The sequence below is a fragment of the Nocardia sp. 2TAF39 genome, from assembly GCF_052114905.1.
In the GTDB taxonomy this organism is placed as follows: Bacteria; Actinomycetota; Actinomycetes; order Mycobacteriales; family Mycobacteriaceae; genus Nocardia.
The window spans coordinates 52,919-68,058 of record NZ_JBFRFQ010000016.1; the positions used below are offsets into that span (position 1 = coordinate 52,919).

Annotated in this window: 17 protein-coding genes; 10 read left to right on the forward strand and 7 right to left on the reverse strand. The window is 66.8% G+C overall.

Annotated elements, in window-relative coordinates:
* Positions 1–28 precede the first annotated feature (28 nt).
* Together AB4Z47_RS13000 and AB4Z47_RS13005 are read left to right on the forward strand one after the other, a co-directional pair.
* The gene (locus tag AB4Z47_RS13000; RefSeq protein ID WP_441950631.1) at positions 29–184 is read left to right on the forward strand and encodes a hypothetical protein; all 156 of its coding nucleotides are present in this window, start codon (positions 29–31) and stop codon (positions 182–184) included.
* A 75-nt stretch (positions 185–259) separates the two neighbouring features.
* Positions 260–889, forward strand: coding sequence for an SAM-dependent methyltransferase (locus AB4Z47_RS13005; RefSeq protein WP_441950735.1), 630 nt, complete (start codon positions 260–262; stop codon positions 887–889).
* 21 nt (positions 890–910) lie between these two features.
* Here AB4Z47_RS13005 and AB4Z47_RS13010 read toward each other — a convergent pair whose 3' ends face one another.
* On the reverse strand, positions 911–1,927 hold the full coding sequence (locus tag AB4Z47_RS13010) for an NADP-dependent oxidoreductase (protein WP_441950633.1): 1,017 nt from the start codon (positions 1,925–1,927) through the stop codon (positions 911–913).
* Positions 1,928–2,159: 232 nt separating this feature from the next.
* On the opposite strand from AB4Z47_RS13010, the gene AB4Z47_RS13015 reads away from it, so the two are divergent.
* Complete coding sequence (locus AB4Z47_RS13015) at positions 2,160–2,966, forward strand: LLM class flavin-dependent oxidoreductase (RefSeq protein ID WP_441950635.1); 807 nt, start codon at positions 2,160–2,162, stop codon at positions 2,964–2,966.
* Positions 2,967–2,975: 9 nt separating this feature from the next.
* On the opposite strand, the gene AB4Z47_RS13020 is transcribed toward AB4Z47_RS13015, so the two are convergent.
* Complete coding sequence (locus AB4Z47_RS13020; RefSeq protein ID WP_441950637.1) at positions 2,976–3,599, reverse strand: LysE/ArgO family amino acid transporter; 624 nt, start codon at positions 3,597–3,599, stop codon at positions 2,976–2,978.
* Between the two features lie 74 nt (positions 3,600–3,673).
* On the opposite strand from AB4Z47_RS13020, the gene AB4Z47_RS13025 reads away from it, so the two are divergent.
* Both AB4Z47_RS13025 and AB4Z47_RS13030 read left to right on the forward strand, forming a co-directional pair.
* The gene (locus AB4Z47_RS13025) at positions 3,674–4,555 is read left to right on the forward strand and encodes a LysR family transcriptional regulator ArgP (RefSeq protein ID WP_441950639.1); all 882 of its coding nucleotides are present in this window, start codon (positions 3,674–3,676) and stop codon (positions 4,553–4,555) included.
* A gap of 269 nt (positions 4,556–4,824) precedes the next feature.
* A complete protein-coding gene (locus AB4Z47_RS13030) occupies positions 4,825–5,835 on the forward strand; it encodes a zinc-binding dehydrogenase (RefSeq protein ID WP_441950641.1) in 1,011 nt (336 codons plus the stop codon).
* 264 nt (positions 5,836–6,099) lie between these two features.
* On the opposite strand, the gene AB4Z47_RS13035 is transcribed toward AB4Z47_RS13030, so the two are convergent.
* The gene (locus AB4Z47_RS13035; RefSeq protein ID WP_441950642.1) at positions 6,100–7,005 is read right to left on the reverse strand and encodes a helix-turn-helix domain-containing protein; all 906 of its coding nucleotides are present in this window, start codon (positions 7,003–7,005) and stop codon (positions 6,100–6,102) included.
* Positions 7,006–7,535: 530 nt separating this feature from the next.
* Here AB4Z47_RS13035 and AB4Z47_RS13040 point away from each other — a divergent pair.
* Positions 7,536–8,468: an SAM-dependent methyltransferase gene (locus AB4Z47_RS13040; protein WP_441950644.1), complete on the forward strand. Its 933-nt coding sequence runs from the start codon at positions 7,536–7,538 to the stop codon at positions 8,466–8,468.
* A gap of 7 nt (positions 8,469–8,475) precedes the next feature.
* Entirely contained in the window at positions 8,476–9,180 is a 705-nt protein-coding gene (locus AB4Z47_RS13045) for a DUF6081 family protein (RefSeq protein ID WP_441950645.1), read from the forward strand.
* Between the two features lie 452 nt (positions 9,181–9,632).
* Here the strand turns inward: AB4Z47_RS13045 and AB4Z47_RS13050 are convergent, their stop codons facing one another.
* Positions 9,633–9,824, reverse strand: coding sequence for a hypothetical protein (locus AB4Z47_RS13050; RefSeq protein WP_441950647.1), 192 nt, complete (start codon positions 9,822–9,824; stop codon positions 9,633–9,635).
* Positions 9,825–10,234: 410 nt separating this feature from the next.
* Between AB4Z47_RS13050 and AB4Z47_RS13055 the strand changes: the two genes are divergently transcribed.
* Entirely contained in the window at positions 10,235–10,531 is a 297-nt protein-coding gene (locus AB4Z47_RS13055; protein ID WP_441950648.1) for a hypothetical protein, read from the forward strand.
* Between the two features lie 197 nt (positions 10,532–10,728).
* Here AB4Z47_RS13055 and AB4Z47_RS13060 read toward each other — a convergent pair whose 3' ends face one another.
* Entirely contained in the window at positions 10,729–10,980 is a 252-nt protein-coding gene (locus AB4Z47_RS13060; RefSeq protein WP_441950650.1) for a hypothetical protein, read from the reverse strand.
* A 162-nt stretch (positions 10,981–11,142) separates the two neighbouring features.
* Between AB4Z47_RS13060 and AB4Z47_RS13065 the strand changes: the two genes are divergently transcribed.
* Positions 11,143–12,558, forward strand: coding sequence for an AIM24 family protein (locus AB4Z47_RS13065; protein WP_441950651.1), 1,416 nt, complete (start codon positions 11,143–11,145; stop codon positions 12,556–12,558).
* Positions 12,559–12,573: 15 nt separating this feature from the next.
* Here AB4Z47_RS13065 and AB4Z47_RS13070 read toward each other — a convergent pair whose 3' ends face one another.
* The gene (locus tag AB4Z47_RS13070) at positions 12,574–13,842 is read right to left on the reverse strand and encodes a metallophosphoesterase (RefSeq protein ID WP_441950653.1); all 1,269 of its coding nucleotides are present in this window, start codon (positions 13,840–13,842) and stop codon (positions 12,574–12,576) included.
* Positions 13,843–13,931: 89 nt separating this feature from the next.
* Complete coding sequence (locus AB4Z47_RS13075; RefSeq protein ID WP_441950654.1) at positions 13,932–14,441, reverse strand: mycothiol transferase; 510 nt, start codon at positions 14,439–14,441, stop codon at positions 13,932–13,934.
* 288 nt (positions 14,442–14,729) lie between these two features.
* On the opposite strand from AB4Z47_RS13075, the gene AB4Z47_RS13080 reads away from it, so the two are divergent.
* A complete protein-coding gene (locus AB4Z47_RS13080) occupies positions 14,730–15,068 on the forward strand; it encodes a hypothetical protein (RefSeq protein WP_441950656.1) in 339 nt (112 codons plus the stop codon).
* Positions 15,069–15,140: the final 72 nt, after the last annotated feature.

Genomic DNA, 15,140 nt, shown 5'->3' on the forward strand with positions numbered 1-15,140 from the left:
ACATCACCGTGACCGCGGGGAGGACACAATGCACACCGCGTTTTTGATTCCACTACTCATCACACTGCTGGTCGTCATGGCGACGGCTGTCGTGGCAGGCTACGCCACCGTTATCGCGGCATATTGGTTCGAGCTGCGCTCCACCGAACGACACGGCGGCCGCCCGAATCCTTCGCTGCGCTGAAAGGGCGATTACGCCGCGCTCCGCTACGACGAAGGCACCGAGCGTTCGGTGTCCGGTCCAACCGAGCTGCGCGCGGTGGTTACGCGGGGAGGGAACCGCCATGCCAGACAGCGATGCCCGCGCCGAGACCGATCTCTTTTCACTGGAATGGAAATCGTCGATCCCGGTGTCGTGCCGGTGGCCGCATGGCGACCGGACCCCGGCATCGCCGTCGATCCGGAGTCCGCCTGGTACTGGGTCGGCATCGGCCGCAGCCCTGATCCCAGCGCCGGCCGGTTGACGTTTGAGCCACGTTGGTTCGGCAATCACGTCGGATGGGCCCGAACGCCGAGTGACAAGGCAGTAAAAATGGTCAACGACGTCGAGAAACGCTGGCACGACCCGCGCACGTTCCGCCGCGCCGCAACCTATGTCTGCTCCGTCCTCGCCACGGCCGCGCTGGTCTTCGCGCTGGCCCTGCTCTGGGCCGCGGAACGGCAGAACTGCTCGGAAGCCGACACGCTGTTGTGCGATACCCCGGCCCAGGTCGCCATGCTGATCGGACCGTCGTCCGTCCTGCTGATCGGTGGCATCGGCGCCTTCGTCGAAACGTACGTGCAGTGGCGCCGCGGCCGAACCTGGCCGATCTGGCAGGGCGCGGGCTGGTTCCTGTTCATCCTGATGGTCGTCTATCTCGGGATCGGCGGCGGCTCGCTGACCGCCTGAACCGGGCCGCGAATGACGCGGTCACTCGGCGACTTTCACGACGAGCTTGCCGAAATTGCGGCCCTGGAGCATTCCGATGAACGCCTCGGGAGCGGCGGACAGGCCTTCCACGACATCCTCGAGATAGCGAACGCGGCCGTCGGCGACCCATTCGCCCATCTCGCGTAAGAAGTCCGGATAGAGTTCGCGGACGAACTCGGTCTGGATGAACCCGCGCACGGTGAGGCTCTTGGTCAGAATGCGGCCGTAGAAGGCGGGCAGCCGGTCCGGCCCTTCCAGGGTCCCTGGCGCGTTGTAGTTGGCGATCAGGCCGCAGACCGGAACGCGCGCGTACGTGTTCAGCAGCGGATAGACCGCGTCGGCCACCGCACCGCCGACATTCTCGAAGTAGACGTCGATGCCGTCGGGTACGGCCGCCTTCAACTGCTCCGCGAAGTCGGGGGCGCGGTGGTCGAGTGCGGCGGCGAAGCCGAGCTCGTTCAGGTAGGCGACCTTGCGCGGCCCGCCCGCGATGCCGACGGTGCGTGCGCCCTTGATCTTGGCGATCTGGCCGACGGCCGAACCCACCGGGCCGGTAGCGGCGGCGACCACGAGCGTCTCACCCGGCTGCGGTTTGCCGATCTTGCGCAGACCCGCGTACGCCGTGAATCCCGGCATGCCGAGCACACCCAGCGCCGTCGAGACCGGAGCCTTCTCGGGTTCGAGTCTGCGAACATCGCGGGCACGCGTGACGTCATGGGTCTGCCACCCCGAATAAGCCAGCACCACATCGCCTTTCGCGAGCGACGGGTCGCGGGACTCGAGCACTTCGGCCACCGTGGCGCCGACCATCACCTCGCCGACTTCGACCGGTTCGGCGTAGGACTTGGCGGAGCTCATCCGGCCGCGCATGTACGGATCGAGGGACAGGTACCGCGTGCGCAACAGCACCTGACCCTCGGCAGGTGCCGGGAGTTCAGCGGTCTCGATACGGAAATTCTCCGGGGTAGGGGCGCCCACCGGCCGGGAAGCAAGCACGATTCGCGTCGACTCGACCATGCGGCTCACCCTAGCCGGATGGCGCGGGCGCATCCCGTACCCGCGCTCGCTCGCGCGTCGGGCAATAAGCAGGACGGTGGCTTCGGTCCCAGGAAAAGGCCGCCGTTGACCTCCAGCGCAGCCCGACACCGAATCCCGTTGCACACCAGCGAGGTCGGCATGAGCGTTCGGGACATCGAGATGAGTCGCCGAGGCATTGGCATGGCCGCCAGAGGTTCGTAGCGTCGAGAATATGACCTTGGAAATCGGCACCATTCTGCCCACCTCGACAGCTGATCCCGCGCATCCCATCCTGGGAGATGTACGGGCAAGCGCCCGGTTCGCCGAGCAGATCGGGCTCGACTCGGTGTGGTCCACCGATCATCTGGTGGCCAGAGCCCCGATGCTGGACAGCACCGTCGTGCTGGCCACCGCCGCCGCGGCGACCGAACGCATCCGCGTCGGCTACGGCGTGATGCTGCTGACGTTGCGACCGGTGGCCTGGGCGGCCAAACAGATCGCCACGCTGCAGTACGTCTCCGGTAATCGCCTCGTCCTCGGCGTCGGCACCGGCAATCCGGCGCACGGCGATGTCGCATGGCGTGCCGCCGGGACGACGTTCGCCGACCGCGGGCGGCGCACCGACGAGGCGCTGCGAGTGCTGCCCGACCTGGTCGCCGGGCGACCGACCACGCTGCCCGACGGGACCGAGGTCACGCTGTCGCCGGGCGCAGTCATGCCGCCGGTTCTGGTGGCAGGCGACGCACCCAGGGCACGCCGCCGCGCGGCCGCCTACGGTGACGGCTGGGTCGCCATCGGACTCGAGCGACGTCAGGTGAGAGCGAGCGTGACCGAATTGGGCGCGCTCGCCGACGAATACGGCCGACGGCCTCCAGCCGTCACCGTCGTCGCACCTCCGCTGGCGACCGATCCCGGCCGAGCGGCCGAACAATTGACTGCCTACGCCGACGCGGGCGCCGAGCGGGTCGTCCTAGCCCTCTCCGGTCCGGAGTGGCGTGCCGACTACGAGTTCGCGGGAAAGATCAAGGAGCAGTTGTGAATTCACCGCTCACCCGGTGCACAGCAGGCCCAGGCCGAGTCCGAGCAGCACCACCGCGATCACCGAATCCAGCACCCGCCAGGCCACCGGGCGGGCAAACAACGGTGCGAGCAGTCGCGCGCCGAATCCCAGCGCGGTGAACCAGAGCACGCTGGCCAGCATCGCCCCCGCGCCGAGAAACCAGCGGTCCGGGCTCGCGTAGGTGCTCGCGAAGGAGCCGAGCAGCACCACGGTATCCAGGTAGACGTGCGGGTTGAGCCAGGTCAGCGCCAGACAGGTTGCCACCGTGGCGCCGAATGCGGCGGTGGCACTGGCGGATTCGACGCTCAGCGCGTCAGGCGACAGCGCCCGCCGGACGGTCGGCACGGCATACCCGATCAGGAACACCGCACCCGCGTAGCGCGCCACCGCCAGCACCTCCGGGGCAGATTCGACGATCACGCCGAAGCCGCCGACCCCGGCCGCGATCAGCACGATGTCCGACACCGTGCACACCGTGACCACCGCGGCCACATGCCTGCCGCTGATCCCCTGGCGCAGCACGAAGGCATTCTGCGCGCCGATCGCCACGATCAGGGAGAGGCCGAAGCCCAAACCGGATACGGCCGCCACCACCGCGGAAGAAACGTTCACGTCTGTCGACGCTAAACCCCGGCATCATAGCCAGACAAGCTAAAGATTCTTACCTATCATTATGATCTCTTAATATGGATCTCCAGCTCGATCAGCTTCGCGCACTCGACGCCGCAATCACCGAGGGAACGTTCGACGCGGCTGCGCGCCGACTGAGCGTCACACCGTCGGCGATCAGTCAGCGGATCAAGACGCTGGAGGACGCGGCGGGGCGGGTTCTCGTGCGGCGCACGAAACCGGTGCGTGCCACCGAATCCGGGCTCGCGGTGCTCCGGCTGGCCAGGCAGATCGAGTTGCTCGCCGGGGACACCGCGCGCGAACTCGGCGACGAGCCTGCCAAGGGTCCGCTCCGGGTGCCTATCGCAGTGAACGCCGATTCACTGGAGACCTGGGTGATCTCCGCGCTGGGGCGTGCGCCGTCCGGGGTGTGTTTCGAGATTCACCGCGAGGACGAGGAGCACACCACAGGGCTGCTCCGCGACGGTACCGTGATGGCCGCGATCACGGCCACCGCGCAACCGGTGCAGGGCTGCAAGGTCGATCGACTCGGTGCGATGCGGTACCGGCCGGTGGCCAGTCCGGAGTTCGCCAGGACCTGGTTCGGTGACGGCGCCACCGCGGGGGCCTACGCGGCGGCCCCGGTGGTGCTCTTCGACCGCAAAGACGACCTGCAGGACAGGCTCCTGCGTCGCCGCAGCCGCAAGCCACTCGATCCGCCGCGCCACTACGTCCCGTCGTCCACCGGATTCGCCGCGGCCGTTCGTCTCGGGCTCGGTTGGGGCATGCTGCCCGAGCTGCAAACCAAGGACGATCTCGCTGCCGGTCGGCTGGTCCCGATCGACCCCGGCGTCGTCATCGATGTCCCCTTGTACTGGCAGCAGTGGCGCGTGCACTCCCCCGCCCTCAGCGCCGTCGCCGCCACCATCACCGCCGCGGCAGCTGACGCGTTACGCTGATAACCCTGTCCGACAACACATTCGGTGCCCGTGACGCCGACGGTCCAGAGGTGCGGACACCCAGGCCCGGCGACGCCGCATCCGAGAAGGCGCGGCCGTGGGCACTGTAGCACCGCAAGGTATCGGAGTCGCGGACCGATCGGGTGGGGACCATTTTGCGCACCGGTCGAATTGCGCCGAACAGCGCCAACGCGGCATGAGACGACGCTTGCCGTAGGATTTTGCCCAGCGCACAAATCAACCGATCGGTCTGCTGAGGAGTTGAGGACATGCTTGCTGGACGACTGTATCCGCGTGCCGACCAGCGGCACCGGTTCCGCATGGACGACATTCCCGTCCCGACGCCCGGCCCGGGCCAGGTTCTGATCAAAGTCGCGGCCGCGGGTGTCTGCCTCTCGGATGTCCACCTCATCGAAGGGGTGCTCGCCCCGATGTATCTGGAGAACGAATCCGTCACCCTCGGGCACGAGGTCGCCGGGACCGTGCACGCGCTGGGGCCCGACGTCTCGGGAGCCGTGCTGGGTGACCGAGTGCTGCTGCAGGCAGGCGAGATTCGCGATGGAAAGACCTACACCCGCGGTGTGGACTACGACGGCGGCTGGGCGGAGTACGCGCTCGCGTCCGTGGACACCGTGGTGCCGATTCCCGACGATCTGCCGTTCGAGCAAGCCTGTTTCATCCCCGACGCAGTCTCCACGCCATGGGCCGCCATCACCCGCACCGGCCGAGTCGCGCCCGCCGAATCGGCCGGCGTCTGGGGTGTGGGCGGCCTCGGCGCACACGGTGTTCAGCTGCTCCGGCTGATCGGCGCCGCACCTGTCGTCGCCGTCGATCCGCTCCCCGCTGCGCGGCAGCGTGCACTGGACTTCGGCGCAGACATCGCACTCGATCCGTCCGACGGCGAGCTGCCGAAGAAGCTCTACGTGGCCACCGACGGAAAGGGGCTCGACGTCGCCTTCGACTTCGCGGGGGCCGCACCCGTCCGCGAACAGGCAGTCCAATGCCTGGCCGACGAAGGGCGACTGGTGCTGGTCGGGCTTACCGACAAGCCGATCACCATCGCGAACGGCACCATCTTCAGCTTCCGTCAACAACAGCTGCGCGGGCACTACGGCTCCGAACCGGACCATGTACTCGAACTCGTGAAGCTGCGTCGAAACCATCGCATCGATTTCGCCAGATCCGTCAGTGCCGTCGTCCCACTGTCCGACGCCGAAAAGGCTGTGCACGAATTGGAAAACAAGGAAGGCAATCCGATCCGGATCGTCCTCATGCCGTAAGACTCGCTGGTCGCACCCTTCGGCCCCGCCGGTGGCCCCAACTCGCATCGGGGCCGCCGTGGCCGAACCAGCCAGTGCCCGAGTCTATCCTCAGACCCCGACCTCGAAGAGAAATACTGCCACATCCGTCCAACCGCGTCGCATCGGCGAACTCTCTCATCCATCGGTACATGTGCTCGTCCGTGGAACCGCTACCACCGAATCGAGGTTGTTCGGCATCGCACCGAGAAGGGCACCGTGCGGTGCCATGCGGCAGACCACACCTCAGGCAATCCCCTCGCCCGAGCGCATCTGCGAAAGCAGGTCTTTGAGGAATTGCAGGCTCCCCGGCGGTGACAACGCTTCCACGCTGAGCCGGTTCATGACCGACATGTACAGCTCGACGTCGCGCCGTTTGTCCAGGTAGAGCGAGCTGGCAAGTTGCTCGGTGTAGACGATGTCGAGCAGTTCGGTCTCTGGAAAGCGCAGGATGCTGAACGGCCCGCCCGCGGCGGAATGCCCTCCGGCCGAATACGGCAGCACCTGGATTCTGATGTTGGGACGCTCGGCCATCTCGACCAGGTGCTCGATCTGCTCCCGGAGCACCTGTATCCCGCCTACCGGTCTGCGTAGCGCGTTCTCGTCGATGACCGCCCACAGGGTCGGGGCGACGACCCGAAAGAGAATGTGCTGACGACGCACGCGAATGGCGACCCGCCGCTCCGTTTCGTCGGTGTTGCCGAGCTGGATCACCGCACGCGCGTAGTCGGCCGTCTGCAGCAGGCCAGGAACGAATTGCGCCTCGTAGGTGCGGATCGTAGTCGCGGCTTGTTCGAGGCCGATGTAGGTCTCGAACCAGGCGGGGAGCAGGTCGCTGTAGTGCTGCCACCAGCCCGGGTTGTTGGCCCGGCGGGCCGATTCCAGGTATGTTTCGCGTTCAGCGGGGTCGACAACACCGTAGAGGGTCAGCAGATCCCTCAGGTCACGCTCCTTGAACCCGGTCCGCCCCAACTCCAGACGACTGATCTTGGCGTGCGATCCGCGGATGGAATCGCCCGCCGCCTCCCTGCTGATCCCGCACCCTTCGCGCAGCTGCCGCAGCCGACTCCCGAGCGCGATCCGCAGCACCGTCGGACCACGTTCTGCCGCAGGAGATTCCGCATCTCCACTGCTGTCTTCGTCATTCGTCATAGATGCCTCCGGCCGAGAGGGGGTAGACCGCGGGGCGCACTGCCTCCACCATTACAGATCATCTGATGTCGGCTGCCGATCCTACTCGGCTCGAACAAAGCCGGACAACGATGCGAGCACCGGTTGAATCCACGCGGTGCGGAGGCATGGATTCACGAGAGCGACAACGCAACAAGTTCAAGGCAATCCCTGGCAGCCGGGCTGCCAGGTACGTAGAGTCGCCCACGACGGTGCCTGACCTGTTCCACGACCACGGAGCCCGGCATGACATCGAACGATCCGCAGATCACCGGCCGAGACGTCCGGGCGAAGCCGACGGAGCCGAGCGTCAGCGACGCGCAGTCGTGAGCTTCCACCACGGTTTCACTCGGCGGTACCGTACAGTATCCGTCGCTCGGCTGTGGTCGAAACGATCGTTCTCGATGAGATGAAATCATCACTGGCCGAACGCATCCGATGTTTATTGCCGTGATAATCGGTGGACTCTAGGCTGGTGAACCAGACCGCGGCAATGCATTAGAGAGGTCTCCATGTCCGATCCCACTCCCAAGACCGGTGTCCGTGCGCCGGTCGGCGTGGACACGACACGGGCGAGCATCGCCCGCGTCTACGACGCCACCCTCGGTGGCAAAGACAATTACGAGGTCGACCGCTACGTCCGCGACAAGGTCGCCGAGGTCGCACCACGCCAGAGCGACGTGGCCCGAATGAACCGCCGCTGGCTGCACCGCGTGGTCAGGTATCTTGCCGGGACCGTGGGCATCGACCAATTCCTCGATATCGGGGCGGGTCTGCCCACTGTGGGCAACACACATGAGATCGCCCAGCAGCAGAACCCCGAAGCGCGCGTGGTGTACGTCGACAACGATCCGGTCTGCAATATCCACGGCCGAGTGTTGCTGGAACGCAACGAATTCACCCACTTCGTGCCTGCCGATCTGACCGAGCCGAAAACCCTGCTTGCGCACTCTGAGGTCACCCCGCATCTCGACCTCACCCGCCCGTTGGCGCTGATCCTGTGCGGAATCCTGCACCACGTCGACGACGCGCTGGATCCTGCCGGAATCATGCGCCAGTACATCGACGCGCTCCCCGCCGGTTCGTACGTGGGGATCACGCATTTCCACGACCCCGCCGACGGTTCCGAGGCCCACGACATGGCCATCGAGCTGCAACGGCGTTTCACCGAAATGGGTTTGGGCTCCGGCTGGTACCGGACTCGCGAGGAGATCGCCTCGTACTTCGGTGATCTGGAGTTGGTCGAGCCCGGCCTGGTCGAACTCGACGACTGGTGGCCGATGGGCCCGGCGGTGCGCCCGCGGCTGACCGAAGAGCGGCTGCTACTGGGCGGACTGGGTTACAAATCCGGATCACTGGACACCGTCGTGACCTCCCTGCATCGGAGGGCGGCAAGGAAAAACTATCGACTTGGTTCCGCCAATGGCGGCTCGGCGGAAAGGTAATGCGGCAATGACCTACGACGACCTGAACGGACCAGACCTCCGAGACGACCGGTGGCGCTTTCTGGAAGTTCCGCTGGGGGAAGGCCAGGCCTGGAGCTACGCCGACCCCTCGGCCCGGACCGACATCGAAGACGGCACCGTGTCGATCCATATCGACGCCTTCACCCGGTCGCACTCGGACGTCCAGATCCTCGACAACCCGAAGCATCTGCTGGTGTCGGTCCAGGAATTCGACCTCGACGGCGGACCTCGGACCTTCGCGGTGGAGATGGCCGCCGAGAACATCGGCGCCACCGGCGAGGACTACCGGGACGGGTTCGCCGCCTTCAATGTCCTCGACATGGGCAGCGCCCAAGTGTTCGATCTGATCGCGACCAGCAAGCACGCCTATGCGATTCACGAACGGCTGTTCGTGCCCGGTGTCGTACCCAAGGAACAAGCGTTCACGCATATCGTGCACGCTCCGCTGGCGGGCATCGACATCAAACCCGCCGAATTCCACCATTACGCGGTCACCATCGACCGAGGTGCCGGTACCGTCGGCTGGTCCGTCGACGCCGCCCCCGTTTACACCGCACACGTACCGAACCTGCCGGAGACGGTTCAGATCGGATTCGGCATCATCACCCTACATCCGATTCGTGACGGGCAAAGCACCTCGGTGCGCGGACAGGGTCTGCATGGTCTGTGGCGAAAATTCACCGTGGACTGAGCACACTCGCTGACAGGGTCCGGGACGCCTGGACCCCGACAGGACGTCAGCCGCAGATACCGGTGGATCATCCACAGGTTCTGCAGGCCGTTCAGGTAACCGCGAAAGAAGTCGTCGAGCACCACCTGCTCGCATGTCTTGCGCCAATTTCCAGCGGCACCATGGACAACTGACCAGCCGCGGCCTTGCCACGGGGTGCCCGGACTTGTGATGCTCTGGCCGATGAGCACGATGACCTCGGCGGAGTCGGCGCCCAGCCGAGTACGACTGGGCGCCATGATGTTCGGGCGGGCGTACGTCCAGCGCGGAATTGCGTTGTACGAGCCCACCGCCGTCGAGTGGTACCAACCCCGATCGTCGGCACCCGGAGCAGATGTTCGACGCCACCAAGCATCATGATCCGTGACGCCGAACTATCTTGCACCGTGCGGCGGCGCCGATGCCGCCACCGTTCAGACCGTTTCCTTCCGCGGCCACTCACGGCGGCGAGCTGGGGCGTAATCCCCTGCCATAGCGTCACTCTCGGCCAGATCCCGCTCGAACTCGTCCAAACTGTCGTCCCGGCGGCGCGGATCCCACACCATGGCCGCGGCCGAACCGACCAACAACGTAACGACAATGGCCGCTACGACTGCGTACAGCACGTCTTCCACCCTCCTGAGAATCCGAATCGATGGCGCGGACCATGGCGGATACTCAACGCGCACAGCCTTTTTCACGCCGACCGCATAGTAGACCGCGATCCTCCGAATGGCATGCGCAGGACCCTTCACGCCCCGGGCGGCGGGAGAGATTCGCATCGAAAGCGCGAGCGTACGGATTCGCGGAAACGCCACCGCGAACCATCAGCGTCGCCTACGCTCATCCCTGTCCCGGTGGCCCCGGGACGTGCAACGCGGAGCCGGTACGCCCAAGCCGACCGCGATCGCTGGTGGTAGCGGTGAGGTTCGACCGTTCGATGAACCTCACCGTCACACCTATTCCTCGGCAAATCCAGCGGACATTCGCTCGGAATAACGCACATCCGGCATCCCCCGGGCTACCGTCTTCGGTCATGGACGACATCGAACTGCAGCCTCCGACCGTCGCCTCCGCGAAGCAGACCGGACTGGTCTTGGACATCGCCGCCCTCGACATCCACAACCCCCTCGCCGTGGCCGGCGAAACCACCTACCCCTACATCCGCTGCACCGACCACCGAGTTCTGCGCCTACCCCGGCCACTGCACCGCTGGGCGACCGACACCATCGCGCTCAATTACGCCCAGCACGCCAGTGGTGCGGTGCCGCTGTTCCCCGGACAAGTCGAATTCGGCATCCTGGACGGCACCATGTACGCCGAACTCCTCTGACCAGCGTCCCGCACGGCGAGGGCCCGACCGATACGGCCGGACCCTCGCCGTCGCCATTTGCGAACCCGGTACCGCCCTGGAGGGTGCGTGGGCAAACCACCCTGCCGATACCACACGGCTTCCGCATCGCAGGCGGTCGGGTGGTGAACCGCAGGTCGTCCACCACATGGATGATCGCGGCGGCAGGTGGGCGCAGCTCAGGGCCACGCTTGGTGCTGCGGGCTATCGACCACGCCGAACCCGCCGACATCACCGGCGAATTCGATGCCATCCTCGATTCGCGGCGCCGCGCTCGGCCGCCACCGGTCGCTGCTGCGACCCGGCCGCCGGACCATGACGCCCGCCACTGCGGGCGCCGGCGACGCCATGCGCAGCGTCATCCCGCCGGGCGGGATGCCGCTCAGGCACTCTCGCCCTCCGTGGCCGGGGCCGACATCGGCCCGGGTCATCTGTTGGGGCGATGACACACAGGGGTCCGACGGACCGAGCAGCAGCTGGAGCGTGGGCGGCTTCGACCGGGCTCGGTAGCGAACATGCTGAAGGCACGACACACTAGAGGCCGTGAATCGCATGTCATTCGGACGGCGCGCCTGCGCACTGGACGGCCCACCGTGACCGATCTCGCCCGCGGCGAGAACCGCCCTGCTCCCGGCGATCGGCTGACGGTCACCGTTATGTGTTCGGCCCCCGTCGACGTTTCGGCGTTACTGCTGAGCCCCGAAGGGCGAGTACGGTCCGACGCCGACTTCGTGTTCTTCAACCAGCCGGTGGCCCCCGGCGTCATCTATCGGCACGGCCGCGGTACCGGTGACGTAGTGGAGATCCAGACCTCTGCGTTGCGCGCCGACATCGACCGGGTGGTCGTCACCGCCAGCCTGGACGGCAGCGGGCCCGCCACCTTCGCGAGCGTCGGCTCGCTGCGCGCGACCATCGCGGCCGATGCGGGCCAGCTGGCCTTCCCGATGACCGGACTCAGCACCGAGACCGCCGTGGTCTGCGTGGAGATCTACCGCCGCGGCGGCAGCTGGAAGGTCCGCGCGGTCGGTCAGGGCTACGACAACGGCCTGGCCGGGATCGCGACGGCGTTCGGCGTGAACATCGACGACGAGCCCGCGCCTCCGACTCCGCCACCCGCCCCGGCTCCCCCGCCCATATACTCACCGACCAATCCGGTGGCACAGCCGTATCAGCCCGCGCCACCGACTATTTCACCGCCACCGGCCTATCCCTCGCCACCCGCCCCGATGCCGCCACCACCGATGCCCTCACCTCAGCAAGGAGCGCTGCCGATGCAGAGCGAACTGTTCGCCCCGAGCCATGCCGAAGTCACCGGCGCCGGCATTCAGAAGCAGGGCGGCAAGATGATCAAGGTCGCCGTCAACGGCGAGGTCATGGCGCGCGCCGGGTCGATGGTCGCCTACCAGGGCGACCTACAGTTCCAGGCGCTCGGCTCGGGCGGCATCGGACGAGCGATCCAGCAGCGGCTCACCGGCGAGGGTGTTCCGCTGATGAAGGTTTCCGGGCGCGGCGATCTGTTCGTCGCCAACGGCGCCGCCGACGTGCACACCATCGATCTCGACGGCACCGACGGCCTCACCATCAACGGCGCCAACGTGCTCGCATTCGATTCCACACTGACATACAACGTCCGCATGGTGCAGGGCGCCGCCGGGTTCGCCAGCAACGCGGGGCTGTTCAACTGTGTCTTCACCGGCCGGGGCCGCATCGCGATCACCACACACGGCACGCCGGTCGTGCTCAACGTCGACCAGCCGACCTACGCCGACCCGCAGGCGGCAGTGGCTTGGTCGTCGAGCCTGCAGACCGGGATCAAACGCAACGATTCGTTCGGCCTCGGCAGGCTCATGGGTCGCAGCACCGGCGAGGGCATGACGCTGTCGTTCTCCGGCCGCGGTTTCGTCATCGTGCAGCCCTCGGAGCTGCCGCCTGGCGGCTTCATCGGCGGCACCGGCGGCGGCCAGGAAGCGGGCCAGAGCGGCGGAGTCCTCGGCGGGCTGTTCGGATAGCGCGAGCGTTCGCGGTCACGCCTGCCGTGACACGAGCTCCACGACGGTGATGTCCGACGGTGCGCCCACACGCACCGGCGGACCCCACGCCCCGGCACCCCGGGTGACGTACAACTGGGTGTCGCCGTACCTCTCCAATCCGGCGACCGTGGGATTCACCAGTCCCGCAAGGTAATTGCCCGGCCAGATCTGGCCCCCGTGGGTATGGCCGGACAGCTGCAGATCGACACCGTGCGCTACCGCGTCGTCGATGAGCACAGGCTGGTGTGCCAGCAGGACGGCGGTTCGGGAGCGGTCCCGGTCGCCGAGTGCCTTGCCGAAGTCGGGGCCGTGCCCGGTACGTTCGCCCTGCAGGTCGTTCACGCCCGCCAGATCGAATCCGGGCAACTCCGTGCGGGCGTTCGCGAGCAGGTGCATCCCGAGCTCCTGAACGTGGTCGATCCACTGTTCGGCGCCGGAGAAGTATTCGTGGTTGCCGGTAACGAAGAACGCGCCGTGCCGCGCGTGTAGGTCGGCCAGCGGCTCGACGGCGGACCGCAGGTGCTCGACACTGCCGTCCACCAGGTCACCGACGACGGCGATGAGGTCCGGCTGAGTGCCGTTGACGGTGCGGACCACCCGCTCGGCGAAACCGCGGCCCAGGATCGGGCCGAGATGGACATCGCTGACCACGGCGATGCGGAACCCGTCCGCTCGCCGCGGCAGTTTCGCCAGCGGCACGGCGACGTGCTTGACACTCGGTCCGTTGAGAACGCCGTAGGTCCCCGAGCCGACTGTCGTCGCCGCGGCCGCCACGGCCACACCGCCCACGACGCGGGAGACGAAGACCCGGCGCGGCACCCGATCGACCGGCGCCTCAGGCTGCGACTGAACAGCGGTGTCCAGCAATGCATTCGGATCGGATGCGGAGTACACGGATTCGACGGCGACCGGTTCGGTCACCGATTTCTCGCCGAACCGCCGCAGCACGAGCCGCACGGGCTCGCCGACGAGCAGCGCGAATAGCAGGTAGACGAACAGCGCGCCCCACAGGTAGCCGGGCCAGGCGATGATCCGGACGAACGGCAATGGCGCCGAGGCCAATTCGGCCACCGCCGCGCCGACCAGCAGCACTGGGCCCGCCACCACGACGGCGGTGCCGAGGGGCCGCGCGCGGGACCCGGCGGTGGTCGTATCCCGCACGAGACGCCGCCATACATACCAGTGCAGCGCGCCGAACAACGCCACGAAGACGATGACCAACGCCAGGACGACGATCCCGACGAGAACAATCACACCGACCACGGCTGCACTTCCTGTGAACAATCCGGTTCCGCGGCACCAACTTACGCCACCGCATCGACAGTGCGTGCCGCGTCCGGTTCACGTCCGGGTCATGTCGTCCGCTCGACGACGCCGCGCACGAAGGCGGCCTGACCCGCGTGCTGCAGATCGTCGGAGATCACGCTGACCAGCCGCACGCCGAGCGTCACCGGCGGATCCCACCGGATGTCCACGATCCGTTCGAGGTCACTGTCGCCCAGTTTCCGGACGAAGCGCAGCGTCTGCGCGTGCACGGCGTCGTAGTAGCCGGTGAGCAGCTCGGCCGGGGCGCGAATCACGGCGACGTCGACGGGACGGTCACCGTATCCGGTCGCCCTCGCCTCGATCGGCAGGCCGAATCGGTCGTACCAGCCCCGCGCCGTCCACACCTGCTCGACGTCGGCGACTTCGGAGACGTGGTCGTCCTGCACCCGGGTCAGATGCCAGACGAGCCACGCGATCGAGTTGGCGCCCTGGTCGATCCGGTGGGCCAGCTCGTCTTCGCCGAGCCCGTCCACCGCTTCGTGCACCACCTCCCGAATCCGTTCGAAAGCATCGGTCAGCACATCGGCACTTGTCATCGTTGTCGGCTCCTACATCGATGTCTGGTGCCGTCGACCGTACCCACCCACACGCCGGCGCACCGGAACATTCAGCCGATGCGGGACTCGATTCCATTCGCTCCGACTCGGTTCGACGGTCAGAGGGTTGAATTCCCGTACGACCGCGCCACATTGAACGTCCCGTTAATTAACGGTACGATATAAATCGGCGAGGTTGGTTCTCTTGCCTCCTGAGGGAATTGATGTCGACCAGATCAGCCAGTTGATCACCGACTGGACAATATGTACCGAAGTGAGGAAGTACCGATGATCCAAGACGTCGACGCCGGACGCGCCCGGCGAGTGGTCGCCCGGGTGGCGCTGGCTTCCGCGATCGCGCTGACACCCATCGCCGTCACGGCGGCACCCGCGCTGGCGCAGGAACCCGCGGTCGCGGTCGCGCAGACGAATCAGGGCGAGGAGATCCACGGCGGGTGGGGCCACGGCGGCTGGGGCCACGGCGGCTGGGGTCGCGGGGGCTGGGGCGGTTACGGGGGCTGGGGCGGTTATGGCGGCTGGGGCAACCCCTTCGGCTACTGGGGCAGCCCGTTCGGCATCTGGCCGGGCTTCGGGTTTTTCCTGCCCGGCACCGGAAGCGCGTTCTGATCACGACGCCGCCCACCACAGTCGGCAGGTGATTTCCGGCTCCACGCCCGGAAATCACCTGCCGCCCAACAG